This is a genomic window from Peribacillus suis (assembly GCF_059384845.1).
Genome location: NZ_CM182019.1, coordinates 3,838,219 through 3,853,942, shown reverse-complemented (window position 1 = coordinate 3,853,942; position 15,724 = coordinate 3,838,219). Strand labels below are relative to the sequence as shown.

The window sequence follows — 15,724 nt, the reverse complement described above, 5'->3', positions numbered from 1 at the left end:
TTCGAACTTAAGAGGAGGAATTTTTCATGACAGTAAAAGTTGGTATTAATGGTTTTGGACGTATTGGACGTAACGTATTCCGCGCAGCATTAAAAAATCCAGAGGTGGACATCGTCGCTATTAACGACTTAACGGATGCTAATATGTTGGCACACCTTCTACAATATGACTCCATTCATGGTTCTCTACAAGAGAAAGTAACAGTGGACGGGGATTACCTGGTAGTTGATGGACATAAAGTCAAAGTATTGGCTGAACGTGATCCAGCACAATTAGGTTGGGGCGAACTTGGCGTAGAAGTTGTTGTTGAATCAACAGGACGTTTTACAAAACGTGCCGATGCAGCTAAACATTTAGAAGCTGGTGCGAAGAAAGTCATCATCTCTGCTCCTGCCTCTGATGAAGATATTACAATTGTCATGGGTGTAAATGAAGAAAAATATGACGCAGCAAACCATCACGTTATTTCAAATGCATCTTGTACGACAAACTGCTTAGCTCCTTTTGCTAAAGTCCTTCAAGAACAATTTGGTATTAAACGTGGAATGATGACAACTGTTCACTCATATACAAATGACCAACAAATTCTAGATTTACCTCATAAAGATTATCGCCGTGCACGTGCAGCTGCTGAAAATATCATTCCGACAACAACAGGTGCAGCTAAAGCTGTAGCGCTTGTCCTTCCTGAGTTAAAAGGAAAATTAAATGGTATGGCAATGCGTGTACCTACACCAAACGTGTCTGTAGTGGACTTAGTGGCTGAGCTTGAAAAAGACGTGACAGCTGAAGAAGTAAATGCAGCGTTCAAAAAAGCGTCTGAAGGCGAACTTAAAGGTATTCTTGAATACAGTGAACTTCCATTAGTATCTGGTGACTATAACGGAAACCCATCTTCTTCTACAATTGATGCGCTTTCTACAATGGTCATGGAAGGTAACATGGTAAAAGTATTATCTTGGTATGATAATGAAACAGGATACTCTAACCGTGTTGTAGACTTAATTGGATATCTTGCTAAAAAAGGTCTGTAATTCGCTTAAATTATAAATAGTAAAAAACCTCACGAAGGTGAGGTTTTTTTTATAACAGCATAAAAAACGCTTGTTTTTGGATAATTATCCGTTTACAGATTATAATGGAAAAGAGAAAAAGGGAGTTGGAAAGTCGTTGACTCCCTTTTTACTAATAGAGTGGAAAATATAGTAACCATATCTAAGGAGGTTCTTGGATTATGAATAAAAAGTCGATTAAAGATATTGAATTAAAAGGAAAACGCGTATTTTGTCGAGTGGACTTCAACGTTCCGATGCAGGATGGTAAGATTTCGGATGATACGAGAATCAAGGCTGCATTACCGACTATCACGTACTTAATCGAACAAGGGGCAAAAGTTATATTAGCCAGTCACCTTGGTCGTCCTAAGGGACAAGTTGTAGAAGAATTACGCTTAGCTCCTGTTGCAGAAAGATTGAGCCAGCTGATCGGCAAAGACGTACAGAGAGCTGATGAAGCATATGGAGAGGCCGTACAATCAATCATCGAAGGGTTAAAGGATGGCGAGCTTCTATTGCTGGAAAACGTACGCTTTTATCCTGGGGAAGAGAAGAATGATCCTGAATTGGCGAAGGAATTTGCGAAACTTGCGGATGTCTATGTCAATGATGCTTTCGGGGCAGCTCACCGTGCCCATGCGTCAACAGAAGGAATTGCCCACCATCTTCCAGCCGTTGCCGGATTGTTGATGGAAAAGGAACTTTCCGTTTTAGGAAAAGCATTATCCGAACCTGATCGTCCATTTACCGCAATCATCGGTGGAGCTAAAGTGAAAGATAAAATCGGCGTCATCGAAAATCTTTTAGAAAAAGTGGATCACTTGATAATTGGCGGTGGATTGGGTTATACCTTTATTAAAGCCCAAGGCCATGAAGTTGGCACGTCGTTATTGGAAGAAGATAAAATCGAACTGGCCAAGTCATTCATTGAAAGTGCGAAGGAAAAAGGCGTCAAAATGCACTTGCCGATCGATGCGGTCGTTACAGCGGAATTTTCTCCTGATGCGGAAACGGAAATTGTCGATATCGATTCAATCCCAAGTGATAAAATGAGTCTTGATATTGGACCTAAAACAAGTGAACTTTTTGCAGATGTCATTAAAGGATCTAAGTTGGTCATTTGGAACGGACCGATGGGTGTCTTTGAATTTGATAAATTTGCGAATGGAACGAAAGCAGTTGCAAAAGCCTTAGCGGATGCAAAAGATACATACAGCATCGTGGGCGGCGGCGATTCAGCGGCAGCAGCGGAGAAGTTCGGTCTTGCCGAGAAGATGTCCCATATTTCAACGGGTGGCGGTGCCTCTCTTGAGTTCATGGAAGGTAAGGAATTACCAGGCGTCGTGGCTTTGAACGATAAGTAAGAATGACAATCCGAGAAAATAACAACTCTAGAAGGGATGGAGAACGAATGAGAAAACCGATTATTGCAGGTAACTGGAAAATGAATAAAACATTATCAGAAGCGACCGGGTTTTTAGAAGAAGTCAATACACTAATTCCAAAAGCGGATAAGATTGATTCGGTAGTCTGTGCTCCGGCATTATTTTTGAATCAACTTGTTCAATCAGCACAAGGAACAGATGTGAAGATTGGTGCACAAAATATGCACTATGAAGAAAATGGCGCATTCACTGGAGAAATCAGCCCGATTTCCCTTGCTGATATCGGCGTTTCCTATGTCATCCTTGGTCATTCTGAACGCCGTGAAATGTTTAATGAAACGGATGAAGCCGTGAATAAGAAAGTGCATGCCGCTTTTAAACATAACCTGACACCTATCGTTTGCTGTGGGGAAACACTTGAGCAAAGGGAAGCTGGGGAAACCAATGATTTCGTTGGAGGGCAGATTGAAAAAGGCCTTGCCGGTCTAACTGAAGATCAATTGAAACAAACGGTCATCGCCTATGAACCAATTTGGGCCATCGGAACTGGCAAGTCATCATCTGCTGAGGATGCCAATGAAGTGTGTGCCCATATCCGTTCAGTTGTGGCTGACAAGTTTTCTAAAGAAGCGGCAGAAGCGGTCCGCATTCAATATGGTGGTAGTGTGAAACCTGAAAACATCAAGGAATATATGGCTCAACCAGATATCGATGGTGCTTTGGTTGGTGGCGCAAGCTTGAAACCCGATTCATTTTTACAATTGTTGGAGGCTGGTCAATATGAGTAAATCGCCTGTCGCTCTTATCATCTTAGACGGCTTTGGATGCCGGAAAGAAGAAGAGGGAAATGCAGTTTATCATGCAAAAAAGCCTAATTTCGATCGATTTTGGGAACAATATCCTCACTCGCATTTAACTGCAAGTGGGGAAGCGGTTGGTCTACCTGCGGGTCAAATGGGGAATTCTGAAGTAGGACACTTGAATATCGGGGCAGGGCGGATCGTCTATCAAAGCTTGACGCGTGTCAATCTTGCCATTCGTGAAGGCGAATTCGCGGAAAACCCAACATTACTTGATGCCATGACCCATGCCAAGGAAAAGGGTACGGCCCTTCACTTGTTCGGTTTACTTTCAGATGGTGGCGTACACAGTCATATTGAGCATTTATATGCCCTTCTGAAGCTGGCAGCAAAAGAAGGCGTCAAAGATGTATTTGTTCATGCATTTTTGGATGGCCGAGATGTCGGACCGAAAACGGCAAAAGGGTATATTAAAGATGCCGAAGCCAAAATGAAGGAAATTGGTGTAGGACAATTCGCTACCATTTCCGGACGTTATTACTCGATGGACCGAGATAAACGATGGGAGCGCGTGGAGAAATCATACCGTTCCATGGTATACGGAGATGGACCAGCATACGGTTCGGCAATGGAGTGTGTGGATGATTCGTATGAACATGGTATTTTCGATGAGTTCGTGATTCCTTCTGTCATTACCGCTGAAGATGGTAAGCCTGTAGCGACAATACAGGACGAAGACGCCGTTATTTTCTATAACTTCCGTCCAGACCGTGCCATTCAAATATCCAATACGTTCACGAACAAGGACTTCCGTTCATTCGATCGTGGTCCGGGACATCCTGAGCACCTTCATTTTGTCTGTTTGACACATTTCTCGGAAACTGTTGACGGATATGTTGCTTTTAAGCCGACAAATCTTGATAATACAATAGGAGAAGTACTTTCTCAAAACAATCTTACACAGCTTCGTATCGCAGAAACGGAAAAATATCCACACGTGACATTTTTCATGAGCGGTGGCCGTGAAGAGAAGTTTCCTGGCGAAGAGAGAATCCTAATTAATTCTCCAAAGGTTGCTACATACGATCTTCAACCTGAAATGAGTGCCTATGAAGTGACGGATGCTTTGCTGGAGCAAATTGAGGCGGACCGCTTTGATGCGATTCTCTTGAATTTTGCCAATCCGGATATGGTTGGTCACTCAGGGATGCTAGAGCCTACTATTAAAGCGATTGAAACCGTCGATGAATGCCTTGGTAAGATTGTCGACCTAATCGTTGCAAAGGGCGGTACAGCCATCATCACGGCCGATCACGGAAATGCCGATGAAGTCGTGACGCTTGAAGGGAACCCAATGACAGCACATACAACAAACCCTGTACCTGTCATTGTCACAAAAAATCAGGTAACATTAAGAACAGGTGGAATTCTAGGTGATTTGGCTCCAACGATGCTTGATTTGCTTGGAGTTGAAAAACCTGTCGAAATGACGGGTAAATCCCTATTATCTAAATAAAACAGCAATAAAAAAGGAGAGATTTAAATGCCGTATATCGAACATGTATATGCACGCGAAGTACTAGATTCACGTGGTAATCCAACAGTAGAAGTAGAAATTCAAACAGAGTCAGGATACTTTGGCCGTGCGATCGTGCCATCTGGTGCATCAACAGGAGAACACGAAGCGGTTGAACTTCGTGACGGAGATAAATCTCGTTACCTTGGCAAAGGGGTACAAAAAGCAGTTGATAACGTAAATAATATCATTGCTGAAGCAGTCATCGGCTTGGATGTAACCAATCAAGCTGGTCTTGATTTAACGATGATTGAATTAGATGGAACAGAAAACAAAGGGAACCTGGGCGCTAATGCGATTCTTGGTGTTTCCATGGCCGCTGCCCATGCTGCAGCAGAATTCTCAGGACTACCATTGTATCGCTACCTTGGAGGATTCAATGCTAAACAACTTCCGACTCCAATGATGAACATCATTAACGGTGGATCACATGCGGACAACAATGTGGACTTCCAAGAATTCATGATTCTTCCTGTCGGTGCTCCTAGCTTTAAAGAAGCCGTCCGTATGGGTGCAGAAGTATTCCATGCATTGAAATCGGTTCTTTCATCTAAAGGCTTAAATACAGCTGTTGGTGATGAAGGTGGATTTGCGCCAAACCTTGGTTCAAACCGTGAAGCCCTTCAAGTTATCATCGAAGCAATCGATAAAGCTGGTTACAAAGCTGGCGAAGACATCTATCTTGGTATGGACGTTGCTTCTTCTGAGTTCTATAACAAAGAAACAGGCAAATACGACCTTGCTGGCGAAGGACGCAATGGCGTGACTTCTGAAGAAATGGTCGCTTTCTATGAAGAGCTAGTGAATGAGTTCCCAATCCTTTCTATCGAAGATGGCTTGGACGAAAATGACTGGGAGGGTCACAAGCTTCTAACGGAACGCCTTGGAACAAAGGTTCAATTGGTTGGTGACGATTTATTCGTTACGAACACGAAAAAATTGGCTGAAGGTATCGAAAAAGGTATCGGCAACTCCATCTTAATCAAAGTAAACCAAATCGGTACATTGACTGAAACGTTCGATGCCATCGAAATGGCTAAACGCGCTGGTTATACAGCAGTCGTTTCTCACCGTTCAGGTGAAACAGAGGATGCAACGATCGCTGACATCGCTGTTGCGACAAATGCAGGGCAAATCAAAACAGGTTCCATGTCCCGTACGGATCGTATTGCTAAGTACAACCAACTTCTTCGCATCGAAGACCAACTTGGTGACTTGGCTGTCTATGGTGGCTTGAAATCTTTCTATAACTTGAAGAAATAATGAAAAAAGGCGCCGCTTCTGACGAGAAGCGGTGCCTTATTTTTTTTGCTGTCACATAATCTACATGCCTTTCCCCTTTTTCAGGGTTTTCCTTATCGTGTATGGTTCCTTTTTTGACCCATTTAGAAGGAAATACAAGCAAATAGTATGAGAAAAAAGGAAAGTAAACCATATGCGGCCCCTTCAAATCCTCTGATGTGAACGAAACCAATATAAAATAGAATAAGTGCCGAAATGATGCCTAAGCCTCCTGGTAACATCTTGAGTAGACGGGGATAGTCTTTTTTACTGAACCACCACGCAAGCGATACTATGAGTATGCCAGGTATAAGGGCAACCCCTAAAGGTCCAACAATCATCATCAAACCCACTCCTCATATATTTTATAATGATTTTAGCATAAATTTCCAATATACTACAATTTAGAAAGGATAAATACGACGGGTGCGATTAGAAAGGACTGAGTGACGATGAAAAAGCTAACTAGGAAGCTTTTCTTTAGTGGGGCTTCAATGTTGTTATCCGGAATGCTTGTAGGATGTGCTGGCAAAGAATCCGCAGTTGATTCTTCAGGAAAAGATGAAATGACAGATTCAGAAGAGGTATCCGGCATAGATGAGAGTGAAGCTACAGATGAGCTAGGGGGGGCAGATGACGAAGCGGCGAATGACATCGCTCCCTCACCGGAAAGTGATGGGAAACAAACAGGTGATAAGAAAGGGAAAGAAACACTATCCATGTACTCTACTGAACAGATTGAGTATGCTAGAATTTGGTTGCAGCTTGGCGCGAATCAGGATATTGATGAATTGAATGTGAGGCATTTTCCGGCAGGCACCCCGCTCAATCCTAATGATGACACCAGTGCTGCCTATCCAAAAGATGTTGTTCAGTTAGCAGGTTCTCGCTTGGTGGATGGATCCGTTACGTATTCTAGCAATGGGGACGGTACGATTCATATATATAATGTCCCTTTACGGTGGGACGGCAGGTATCCCGCTGGTGAGAAGTTCTATACCGACCTGATTACCCATGCAAAGCACTTGTACGTCGATCCGGGTGAGGATGAAGAAATCATAGAGTTAATCCAATTGTTACAGGTTCATTAATATCCCCCTGTATTGTTCAAGGGAGAGCAGTGAATTACCATTGAAACTAGAGGCACTTTCTTTTGTTCCATAAACGTCTAAAGCTAGAGATACCAGCAAGTAATGGGTTTAATCAAACGTTTGATTAAACTCAAAAAAAGGGGCGTCCACCCTCGGACCCCCTCATTATTGTTATTTCTTAGTACTGGCTTCTACCGGTACAGCGTTATAATATTCTTCCAATGTGCTGTTGGCCTCAAATATCTCTGTAGCGACATCGACACCGACGTAGCGGATGTGCCATGGTTCATACTTGTAGCCCGTGATATCCTCTTTCCCCTCAGGATACCGGATGATGAATCCATACTCGTGGGCGTTCTTTGCAAGCCATGCAGATTCTTCTGAGTCACCAAAGCAGTCTTGGGCAGCACAGGCCCCGTCATGTGTTGTGACGTCAATGGATAACCCTGTCTCATGTTCGCTTGTTCCAGGCAGGGCACTATATGTTTTAGCCTTTTCTTCGCCGTCCTGTGCGACGTAGTTACTAAAGATGGCGATCTGAGTTTGGTGTGAACGGTAAGCGGAAACGCCGGCTAGATGCATATTGTCTTTTTCAGCCGCTTGGAACATTTTCTCTAGCGCTTTACCGGCTTCTTTTCTCATCATCCGTTTCTCGATTTTATCTTCGAAGATGAAATCGACTTTAGGGTAGATCAGGTCAGCCGGTTTGTAACTTTCGGGAAGGCTGTATTGTTTATTGACCAGGACTGGTATACTTTCAGGCTCGGCTAATGTCTGAAGGCCTTCCTGGGCAGGTTTTGCCGTTGTATCGACGGCAACTTGATGTTTGACTTGCCCTGCAGAATCATCCTTCTGCGTTTCTTCTGAGGCATTCTGGGATGATTGTTCTTCGTTTTGTTCTATCTTCTCATCCGATGAAAAATCGAACGAACATCCAGCTAGTAAGATGAAGGAAGAAAGAGCGGTTGCGGTGAATATAGGTTTTAACATACGAAAAGCTCCTTGGTATAAATAAGATTTCCAAAAAAATAAGGTTCTAAGAATATTATCGGGATAAATAGTCCCTTGTTAACTCCCGCTGGTATTTATCTAGAAACAAGCCAATCCAGATGATCATCAATAAGAAAGGAAAATCATTACGGATGGCGGCTTCGACCACGGGGGTTGTCCAAAAGTGGGAAAGGAACCCGGAAGCACTGTTCATCGTAACTGTTTCAAAGCTGACAAGCGCATGTAAGGCGAGCCAGAGAATGGTAAGCGTATTCGTACCAAACCCTATGACGGCGGCTATGATACTCAATAAAAAGGCCGCTAATCCTAGTAATAAGACGCTGATGCCCGATTGGAAAAAGTCGATGCTGCTATCTGAAAGTCCATTATAAATAATAGCAGTAAAATAAATGGTTGTCGTGATATATGCAGCAAATAATAAATATCGGTTTCCATGATACTTGGCTAGCAGCAGTAGAAGTGGTGAGAGAATGATTAACAGGACACTTATTAAATTACTGCCGTTTGCCCAAAGGGAGTAACCGGCTACCGCGGAGAATAGGATGGTCAGTATATCAAGAATCCGGAGTATGGGCTTAAACATAGGAACACCTCTTTCTTCTCTTTTAAGTGAATTATCTCAAATTTTGATTCAAAAAGAAAACAATGACTATGAAGTCTAGGAATTCTTTCCATTATTCCATAACAATGATTGTGGATACCTTATGGGTGTGGTAAAGTTAAGGTAATTGTTTATTGGTTCTTCAGGAGGTGTAATTGCATGCATGCATTACTCATAACGCTTTTGGTGATTGTCAGTATCGCGCTTATCGTGACGGTATTGCTTCAATCAGGAAAAAGTGCAGGTTTATCAGGTGCGATTGCTGGCGGTGCTGAGCAGTTATTCGGAAAGCAAAAAGCACGCGGCTTAGACCTTGTTCTTCATCGGGCAACTATCGTATTAGCTGTTTTATTCTTTGCTTTAACTTTACTTGTTGCGTACTTTGATGTGTAATGGATCAAAAAATGAGTCTAGCTAAATAGCTAGGCTTTTTTCTTTGCACAATAGTTGCAGGAATAGCTATAGTTAATTTAGAAATTATAAAAACAAGTGATGATGACAGTTACAGTTAAAGGAGCCTATTACATATGAAAATGAAGCTGCAAAAGCCCTTTACCTTTGAAGGTGGAAAAAGGGCGGTCTTACTTTTACATGGATTTACGGGTAATTCCGCCGATGTACGAATGCTTGGACGATATCTCGAAAAGAGAGGATATACCTGCCATGCGCCGCACTATAAAGGACATGGTGTCCCACCTGAAGAATTGGTGGAAACGGGTCCTTCTGACTGGTGGAAAGATGTGATGATGGCCTATGATTTTCTAAAAGAAAAAGGCCATACGGAAATTGCTGTTGCCGGACTGTCATTAGGAGGCGTATTTTCTCTCAAATTAGGTTACACTGTACCTATAAAGGGTATCGTATCAATGTGTGCGCCTATGTATATCAAAAGTGAAGAAGCGATGTATAAAGGAGTATTGGACTACGCTAGAGAATTTAAAAAGTACGAGGGAAAAGAGCAAGATCAAATCGAAGAGGAAATGGGCCGCTTTGCTGATAAACCCATGCGTACATTAAAAGCTCTTCAAGAATTGATAACGGATGTACGTGAGCACGTAGATCATATCTACGCACCGACTTTTGTCGTCCAGGGTCGACATGATGATGTTATCAATTCAAAAAGTGCCGATATTATTTATGAAGCTGTCGAGTCGCCCGTTAAGCAATTCAAATGGTATGAAGAATCCGGCCATGTCATCACCCTTGATAAAGAGCGTGAACAGCTGCATGAAGATGTATTAGAATTTTTAGAAAGCCTGGATTGGTCCGAATAATAAATTAATCATACCCTGAATAGGAGGGTTTTTATGGAAGATAATATTCAAGAACATATAAATAAGCTTCTGACATACATGAAAGATGAAGCATATAAGCCACTTACGGTACAAGAATTGGAAGAGGCCCTTAAAATCGAAGACTCGGCGGACTTCAAGAATTTCGTGAAGGCGCTAGTTAAGATGGAAGAAAAGGGGTTGGTTGTCAGGACGAGAAGCAATCGTTATGGCCTGCCTCAAAAAATGAATCTATTCCGTGGTAAATTAACCGGACATGCAAAGGGATTTGCCTTTGTGACGCCGGAAGATAACCCGGGAATGGATGATATTTTCATCCCGCCGAATGAAACAGGAACAGCGATGCATGGAGATATTGTCATGGTCCGGGTTTCATCGGAAACATCTGGTTCAAGACAGGAAGGTACAGTCATCAGGATCCTTGAACGTGGGATCAAACAAGTGGTCGGTACATATTCTGAAAGCAAAAGTTTCGGATTTGTCATCCCAGATGATAAGAAAATCGCCAATGATATTTTCATCCCCCAGCATGCTTCCCATGGAGCGGTGGAAGGGCATAAAGTTGTCGTTAAGCTTACCTCTTATCCGGAAGGACGCGTCAGCGCAGAGGGAGAAGTCATTGAAATCCTCGGTCATAAAAATGATCCAGGTGTAGACATTCTATCCGTCATCCATAAATATGGCCTTCCGATGGAATTCCCTGAAGATGTGATGGAGCAAGCTAATGCTGTTTCAGATACCATCAAAGAATCCGAAATTGGAAACCGCCGGGATTTACGCAATGAAGTATTGGTTACGATAGATGGAGCGGACGCGAAGGACTTGGATGATGCTGTTGGGGTTACTAAACTCGAAAACGGCAACTATAAGCTTGGCGTACATATTGCCGATGTCAGCCATTATGTGACAGAAGGTTCACCGATTGATAAGGAAGCACTTGAAAGAGGGACGAGCGTGTATTTGGTTGACCGGGTCATTCCTATGATCCCGCATCGTCTATCGAATGGGATTTGTTCATTGAATCCGCAGGTCGATCGCTTCACGTTATCGTGTGAAATGGAAATCACACCGGATGGGGAAGTCGTTTCTCATGATATTTTCGATAGTGTCATTAAAACGACGGAACGGATGACATATGGCAATGTGAACAAGATTCTTGTCGATAAAGACGAAGAACAAATGGAACGCTATGAATCCCTTGTTCCAATGTTTCAGAATATGGAGCAATTGGCTGCCATCCTTCGTAAGAAACGGATGAATCGCGGGGCAATCGACTTTGATTTCAATGAGGCCAGAGTAATTGTTGATGAAGAAGGCCACCCAACGGATGTAGTTTTACGTGAAAGATCAGTCGCAGAGAAGCTGATTGAAGAATTCATGCTTGCTGCTAATGAAACTGTTGCAGAACACTTCAACCGTCTTGATGTGCCATTCATTTACCGTATTCATGAAGATCCGAAACCGGAAAAGTTACAACGTTTCTTTGAATTCATCACGAACTTCGGATATATCGTCCGTGGATCTGCCAATGATGTACATCCAAAGGCTTTGCAGGACATCATCGAAGCCGTTGCTGGTAAGCCTGAAGAAACGGTCATCTCGACCGTCATGCTCCGTTCCATGCAACAAGCAAAATATGATCCGGAAAGCCTGGGTCACTTTGGTCTATCGGCCGAGTTTTACACTCATTTCACATCACCGATCCGCCGTTACCCAGATTTAATCGTCCACCGCTTAATTCGGACGTATTTGATCGAAGGGAAACTCGATGAAGCGACTAAAGAGAAGTGGAATGCCATTTTACCGGATATCGCGGACCATACATCGAAACGCGAACGTCGCTCCGTTGACGCGGAACGGGAAACGGATGATTTAAAGAAAGCAGAATATATGCTTGATAAAATCGGAGAAGAATATACAGGGATCATCGGCTCCGTTACGAATTTCGGAATGTTTGTCGAGTTGCCGAATACCATCGAAGGGCTTGTCCATGTCAGCTTCATGACAGACGATTACTACCGCTTTGATGAGCGTCAGCTTGCAATGATCGGGGAACGGACAGGAAAAGTGTTCCGGATTGGCGACGAAATCGACATTCGGGTATCCAACGTCAATAAAGAAGAACGGGCGATTGATTTTGAAATCATCGGCATGAAAGTAAGCCGTCCGCGTCCTTCAGGCGAGAAGAAAATCTTCAAGGCCAATTCAGGTCCAGGCGGCCGAAAGCGCAAAGGCGGAGATTCAAGAGGATCGGAACGCAAAGGCGGCCGTAGTGGTGACACCCGAAACGGTGGAGCTTCTTCTGACAAAAAGCCGAAAAAGAAGAAAAAGTTCTTTGAAAATGCGCCGGCAGCGAAGCGTAAAAGAAAACCTAAAAAGAGATAAAACGGAAGAGAGGATGATCCAGTCATCCTCTCTCCGATTGGATAAAAGGGGAGAGTTAGATGCCAAAAGGCTCAGGAAAGCAATTAGCGCAAAATAAAAAAGCGTACCATGATTTTTTTATCGAACAAACATTTGAAGCGGGTATCGTATTAAAAGGGACCGAAATCAAGGCCATCCGTGCAGCACGGCTGAATTTGAAGGATGCCTTTGCCAAGATAGAAAACGGCGAAATCTACCTTTACAATATGCATATCAGCCCTTATGAGCAGGGGAACCAGTTTAACCATGATCCTTTGCGGACAAGGAAGCTTCTTTTACACAAGAAGGAAATCAATAAACTGATCGGTGAGACGAAGGAAACGGGTTACACCATCGTCCCATTGAAAATGTATTTGAAAAATGGCTTCGCCAAGGTTTTAATCGGGTTGGGTAAAGGGAAGAAACAATATGACAAGCGTGATGACCTGAAGAAGAAAGAAGCAAAACGTGATATCGAACGTGCTTTCCGCGATCGTCAAAAGATGTAGGGTTACCAAGACCTTACAATTGATTTTTTGATTCAATCTGTTATAATTAAACCTGTACCGATGACAACTGAATATCAGCCAACTTGCTGACTATTCTTTTCTCGTACGCTCCATTCTTATCATGGGGACGTTACGGATTCGACAGGGATAGTTCGAGCTTAAGTTGCGAGTCGAGGGGATCGGCCTCGTTAAAACGTCAACGCCTATAACTGGCAAACAAAACAACAACCTAGCTTTCGCTGCGTAACAACAGACGTTAAGCTGTTCCTCCCTCCATGGCCCACGTGGTAGGGTAAGGGACTCACTCTAAGTGGGATACGCCGGAATCCACCGTCTGAGGATGAAGGAAGAGACCAATCAGACTAGCTGCTCTGCCGCCTGTCGATAGGCTAATGAGTTCGCGAAACGCGAATATATCGACTACACTCGTAGAAGCTTAAGTGCCGTTATGTCTGGACGTGGGTTCGACTCCCACCGTCTCCACCAATACATATATTGGTGGTTTTTTGTGTTTTGGGACATAATGTCCAACAAGAATAATAAAATAAATTCCCTCTTTTTATTCTCCTAATACTCCTATAGAGCCAAATGCGTCAACTACTAAAGAATAAGCACCTTACTAATGAATATCCTCTCCCAATAGAACTATCATAATAATTTTGATTCCTAACAATTAAAATAATTCCTTTATATCATAGGAAAAATCCATTTTTCTAACGAGATATACGCTTCATTTCTTATGGTTACCAGATAGTGGATTTTATAATTTAAAATATCTGCCGATAACTATTTAGAGAAAACTCTTATCCGTTCAACGTACAAGAGAGTGGTCAATATTACTAGATATAAGGGAGAGTTAGAAATGGATAACTCGATAGACAAATCGGAAAGTAAGAATGAGCCAAGGAATAAGAGGCGGAAGCTAAGAAAAATGCAATTCAAGCTTACCTTAGGCGCAAAAATAAATTTCATTGTATTAGGAATCATATTGCTTTTTTCCGTAATCGTAGGTGCTGTGGTAGTGCAACAAGTATCAAAAGGAGTCAAAACAGTATCAGTCGAGAAAGCAAAAGGAGATTTAGCTTCAGCTTACAGATTCATAGATACGAAGTATCCTGGAGATTGGAAAATAGACGGAGGAAAATTATATAAGGGTACTGTGGCAATGAACGGGAATTTCGACCTCGTTGATACTATTGGAAAAGATACTGGTGACACAGTTACATTATTCCAAGAAGACACCCGAGTTGCTACGAATGTGCTGAATAATGGAGAACGGGCTATTGGAACGAAAATTTCAGAAGAAGTGAAAGATGTCGTTTTAATACAAGGTAAAAATTATAGAGGTGAAGCTAAAGTGGTTGGTAGTATATTACAGACTGCTTATATGCCACTATTAGATGGAAATGGACAAGCAATCGGAGTATTGTATGTAGGAGTATCACAAGAAATTGTTGACTCAACACTGTCATCCTTCTTCAAGATCTTCATCATAGTCTTAACCGGAATCATTGTATTATCTGGAATACTTACAATCTGGTTTACACAGAGACTTAAGAAAAGATTAACGAATGTTTCACATGTATTAGAATTAGCAGGCAAGGGAGATTTCAGATCTGTGTTAAAAGACAATGGAACAGATGAAATCAGTGTATTATCAAATCATTTTAATCTCATGAGTAATAATCTTAAAATCATGATTCAAAAAGTTTTGCGGACTTCCGAGCTAGTTGCCTCCTCATCAGAACAACTAACAGCTGGTACGGAACAAACAAGTAAGGCTACTGAACAGATTACGGAGTCAATACAAGAAGTAGCTAGTGGAGCAGAAAGTCAAACGATTTCAATAGAAGAGACTGGCGAGGCGATGGAAGAAGTTTCACAGGGTATTCAGACCATGGCCAATAATTCTGCCGAAATTGCCCTTGCAGGCTCTCATGCCTCTGAAAAGGCTTATGATGGTGAAGGGTTTGTTAATAAAACTGTGAATCAAATGAAAGCTATTCATACTTCTGTTCATGAAAGCGGCGAGGTAATTAAATTGCTAGGCAAGAGGTCTAAAGAAATCGGTGACATCACAAAGGCAATTACAGAGATTGCGAATCAAACGAATTTACTTGCATTAAACGCAGCAATTGAAGCGGCAAGAGCGGGTGAACAAGGTAAGGGGTTTGCAGTAGTGGCAGACGAAGTGCGTAAGTTAGCGGAACAATCACAGAAATCAGCTATCCAAATTTCGGAATTAATTATTGAAATTCAAGGAGATATGGAACGGTCTAATTTTTCTATTAATCAAGTAAAAACAGATGTAAATGAAGGACTTGAAATTGTTAGACAGACTGAAGAAAGCTTTAGTGATATTCGTCTCGCATTGGATAAATCGGGTAAACTTGTCCAACAAATGGCATTCATATCTGAAATCATTTCTGCAGGCGCCCATGAGGTTTCCTTAACAGTTGCTGATATCACGAACATTTCAAAAGAAACATCTATGCATTCTCAAAATGTTGCTTCAGCGACAGAGGAACAATTAGCCTTTATGCAAGAAATCACTTCATCAGCCAATGCACTTACCACTATGGCAGGCAACCTTCAAGAACTAGTGGATCAATTCAAAGTGTAAATATAAAAAAAAGCATCAAGTTATAATGAACTTACCTGCACCCCAATTGTATCTAACAAATGGGGTGCAGTTTTTCTGAGGATAAATCTTACAAAAA

The 15,724-nt window shown here is 42.3% G+C and carries 14 protein-coding genes and 1 other RNA gene; 12 read left to right on the top strand and 3 right to left on the bottom strand.

Features of this window, described 5'->3' with window-relative positions:
- Nucleotides 1-26: 26 nt before the first annotated feature.
- From gap to eno, 5 genes are all read left to right on the top strand, one after another.
- Nucleotides 27-1,034 (top strand): type I glyceraldehyde-3-phosphate dehydrogenase, encoded by a 1,008-nt coding sequence (gap, locus tag AC503W_RS18955; RefSeq protein WP_402870751.1) that lies wholly within the window; start codon nucleotides 27-29, stop codon nucleotides 1,032-1,034.
- Nucleotides 1,035-1,234: 200 nt separating this feature from the next.
- Nucleotides 1,235-2,419, top strand: coding sequence for a phosphoglycerate kinase (locus tag AC503W_RS18950; protein ID WP_494915411.1), 1,185 nt, complete (start codon nucleotides 1,235-1,237; stop codon nucleotides 2,417-2,419).
- Between the two features lie 47 nt (nucleotides 2,420-2,466).
- Entirely contained in the window at nucleotides 2,467-3,228 is a 762-nt protein-coding gene (gene tpiA / locus AC503W_RS18945; protein ID WP_402954493.1) for a triose-phosphate isomerase, read from the top strand.
- Nucleotides 3,221-4,756: a 2,3-bisphosphoglycerate-independent phosphoglycerate mutase gene (gpmI, locus tag AC503W_RS18940; RefSeq protein ID WP_402954490.1), complete on the top strand. Its 1,536-nt coding sequence runs from the start codon at nucleotides 3,221-3,223 to the stop codon at nucleotides 4,754-4,756. Before tpiA ends, gpmI begins: the two co-directional genes overlap by 8 nt.
- A 27-nt stretch (nucleotides 4,757-4,783) precedes the next feature.
- Nucleotides 4,784-6,079, top strand: coding sequence for a phosphopyruvate hydratase (eno, locus tag AC503W_RS18935; RefSeq protein ID WP_427685789.1), 1,296 nt, complete (start codon nucleotides 4,784-4,786; stop codon nucleotides 6,077-6,079).
- 122 nt (nucleotides 6,080-6,201) lie between these two features.
- On the opposite strand, the gene AC503W_RS18930 is transcribed toward eno, so the two are convergent.
- Complete coding sequence (locus AC503W_RS18930) at nucleotides 6,202-6,441, bottom strand: YesK family protein (RefSeq protein ID WP_427685787.1); 240 nt, start codon at nucleotides 6,439-6,441, stop codon at nucleotides 6,202-6,204.
- A 108-nt stretch (nucleotides 6,442-6,549) separates the two neighbouring features.
- Here AC503W_RS18930 and AC503W_RS18925 point away from each other — a divergent pair, with 108 nt between their 5' ends.
- The gene (locus tag AC503W_RS18925; RefSeq protein ID WP_427685785.1) at nucleotides 6,550-7,188 is read left to right on the top strand and encodes a YdeJ family lipoprotein; all 639 of its coding nucleotides are present in this window, start codon (nucleotides 6,550-6,552) and stop codon (nucleotides 7,186-7,188) included.
- A 171-nt stretch (nucleotides 7,189-7,359) separates the two neighbouring features.
- Here the strand turns inward: AC503W_RS18925 and AC503W_RS18920 are convergent, their stop codons facing one another.
- Both AC503W_RS18920 and AC503W_RS18915 read right to left on the bottom strand, forming a co-directional pair.
- A complete protein-coding gene (locus AC503W_RS18920) occupies nucleotides 7,360-8,178 on the bottom strand; it encodes a M15 family metallopeptidase (RefSeq protein ID WP_427685784.1) in 819 nt (272 codons plus the stop codon).
- Between the two features lie 55 nt (nucleotides 8,179-8,233).
- On the bottom strand, nucleotides 8,234-8,782 hold the full coding sequence (locus AC503W_RS18915; protein WP_402870769.1) for a hypothetical protein: 549 nt from the start codon (nucleotides 8,780-8,782) through the stop codon (nucleotides 8,234-8,236).
- A 177-nt stretch (nucleotides 8,783-8,959) separates the two neighbouring features.
- Between AC503W_RS18915 and secG the strand changes: the two genes are divergently transcribed.
- From secG to AC503W_RS18885, 6 genes are all read left to right on the top strand, one after another.
- Entirely contained in the window at nucleotides 8,960-9,193 is a 234-nt protein-coding gene (secG, locus tag AC503W_RS18910; RefSeq protein WP_402870772.1) for a preprotein translocase subunit SecG, read from the top strand.
- Between the two features lie 134 nt (nucleotides 9,194-9,327).
- Complete coding sequence (locus AC503W_RS18905) at nucleotides 9,328-10,074, top strand: alpha/beta hydrolase (protein ID WP_427685782.1); 747 nt, start codon at nucleotides 9,328-9,330, stop codon at nucleotides 10,072-10,074.
- Between the two features lie 33 nt (nucleotides 10,075-10,107).
- Nucleotides 10,108-12,477 carry a ribonuclease R gene (rnr, locus tag AC503W_RS18900; protein ID WP_402991324.1) on the top strand — a complete coding sequence of 790 codons (2,370 nt, stop codon included), beginning with the start codon at nucleotides 10,108-10,110 and terminating at the stop codon, nucleotides 12,475-12,477.
- Nucleotides 12,478-12,536: 59 nt separating this feature from the next.
- Nucleotides 12,537-13,004 (top strand): SsrA-binding protein SmpB, encoded by a 468-nt coding sequence (gene smpB, locus AC503W_RS18895; protein ID WP_402870780.1) that lies wholly within the window; start codon nucleotides 12,537-12,539, stop codon nucleotides 13,002-13,004.
- Between the two features lie 123 nt (nucleotides 13,005-13,127).
- Nucleotides 13,128-13,490, top strand: a transfer-messenger RNA (tmRNA) gene (gene ssrA / locus AC503W_RS18890).
- Nucleotides 13,491-13,866: 376 nt separating this feature from the next.
- Entirely contained in the window at nucleotides 13,867-15,627 is a 1,761-nt protein-coding gene (locus AC503W_RS18885; protein ID WP_427685780.1) for a methyl-accepting chemotaxis protein, read from the top strand.
- The last annotated feature ends 97 nt before the right edge of the window (nucleotides 15,628-15,724 follow it).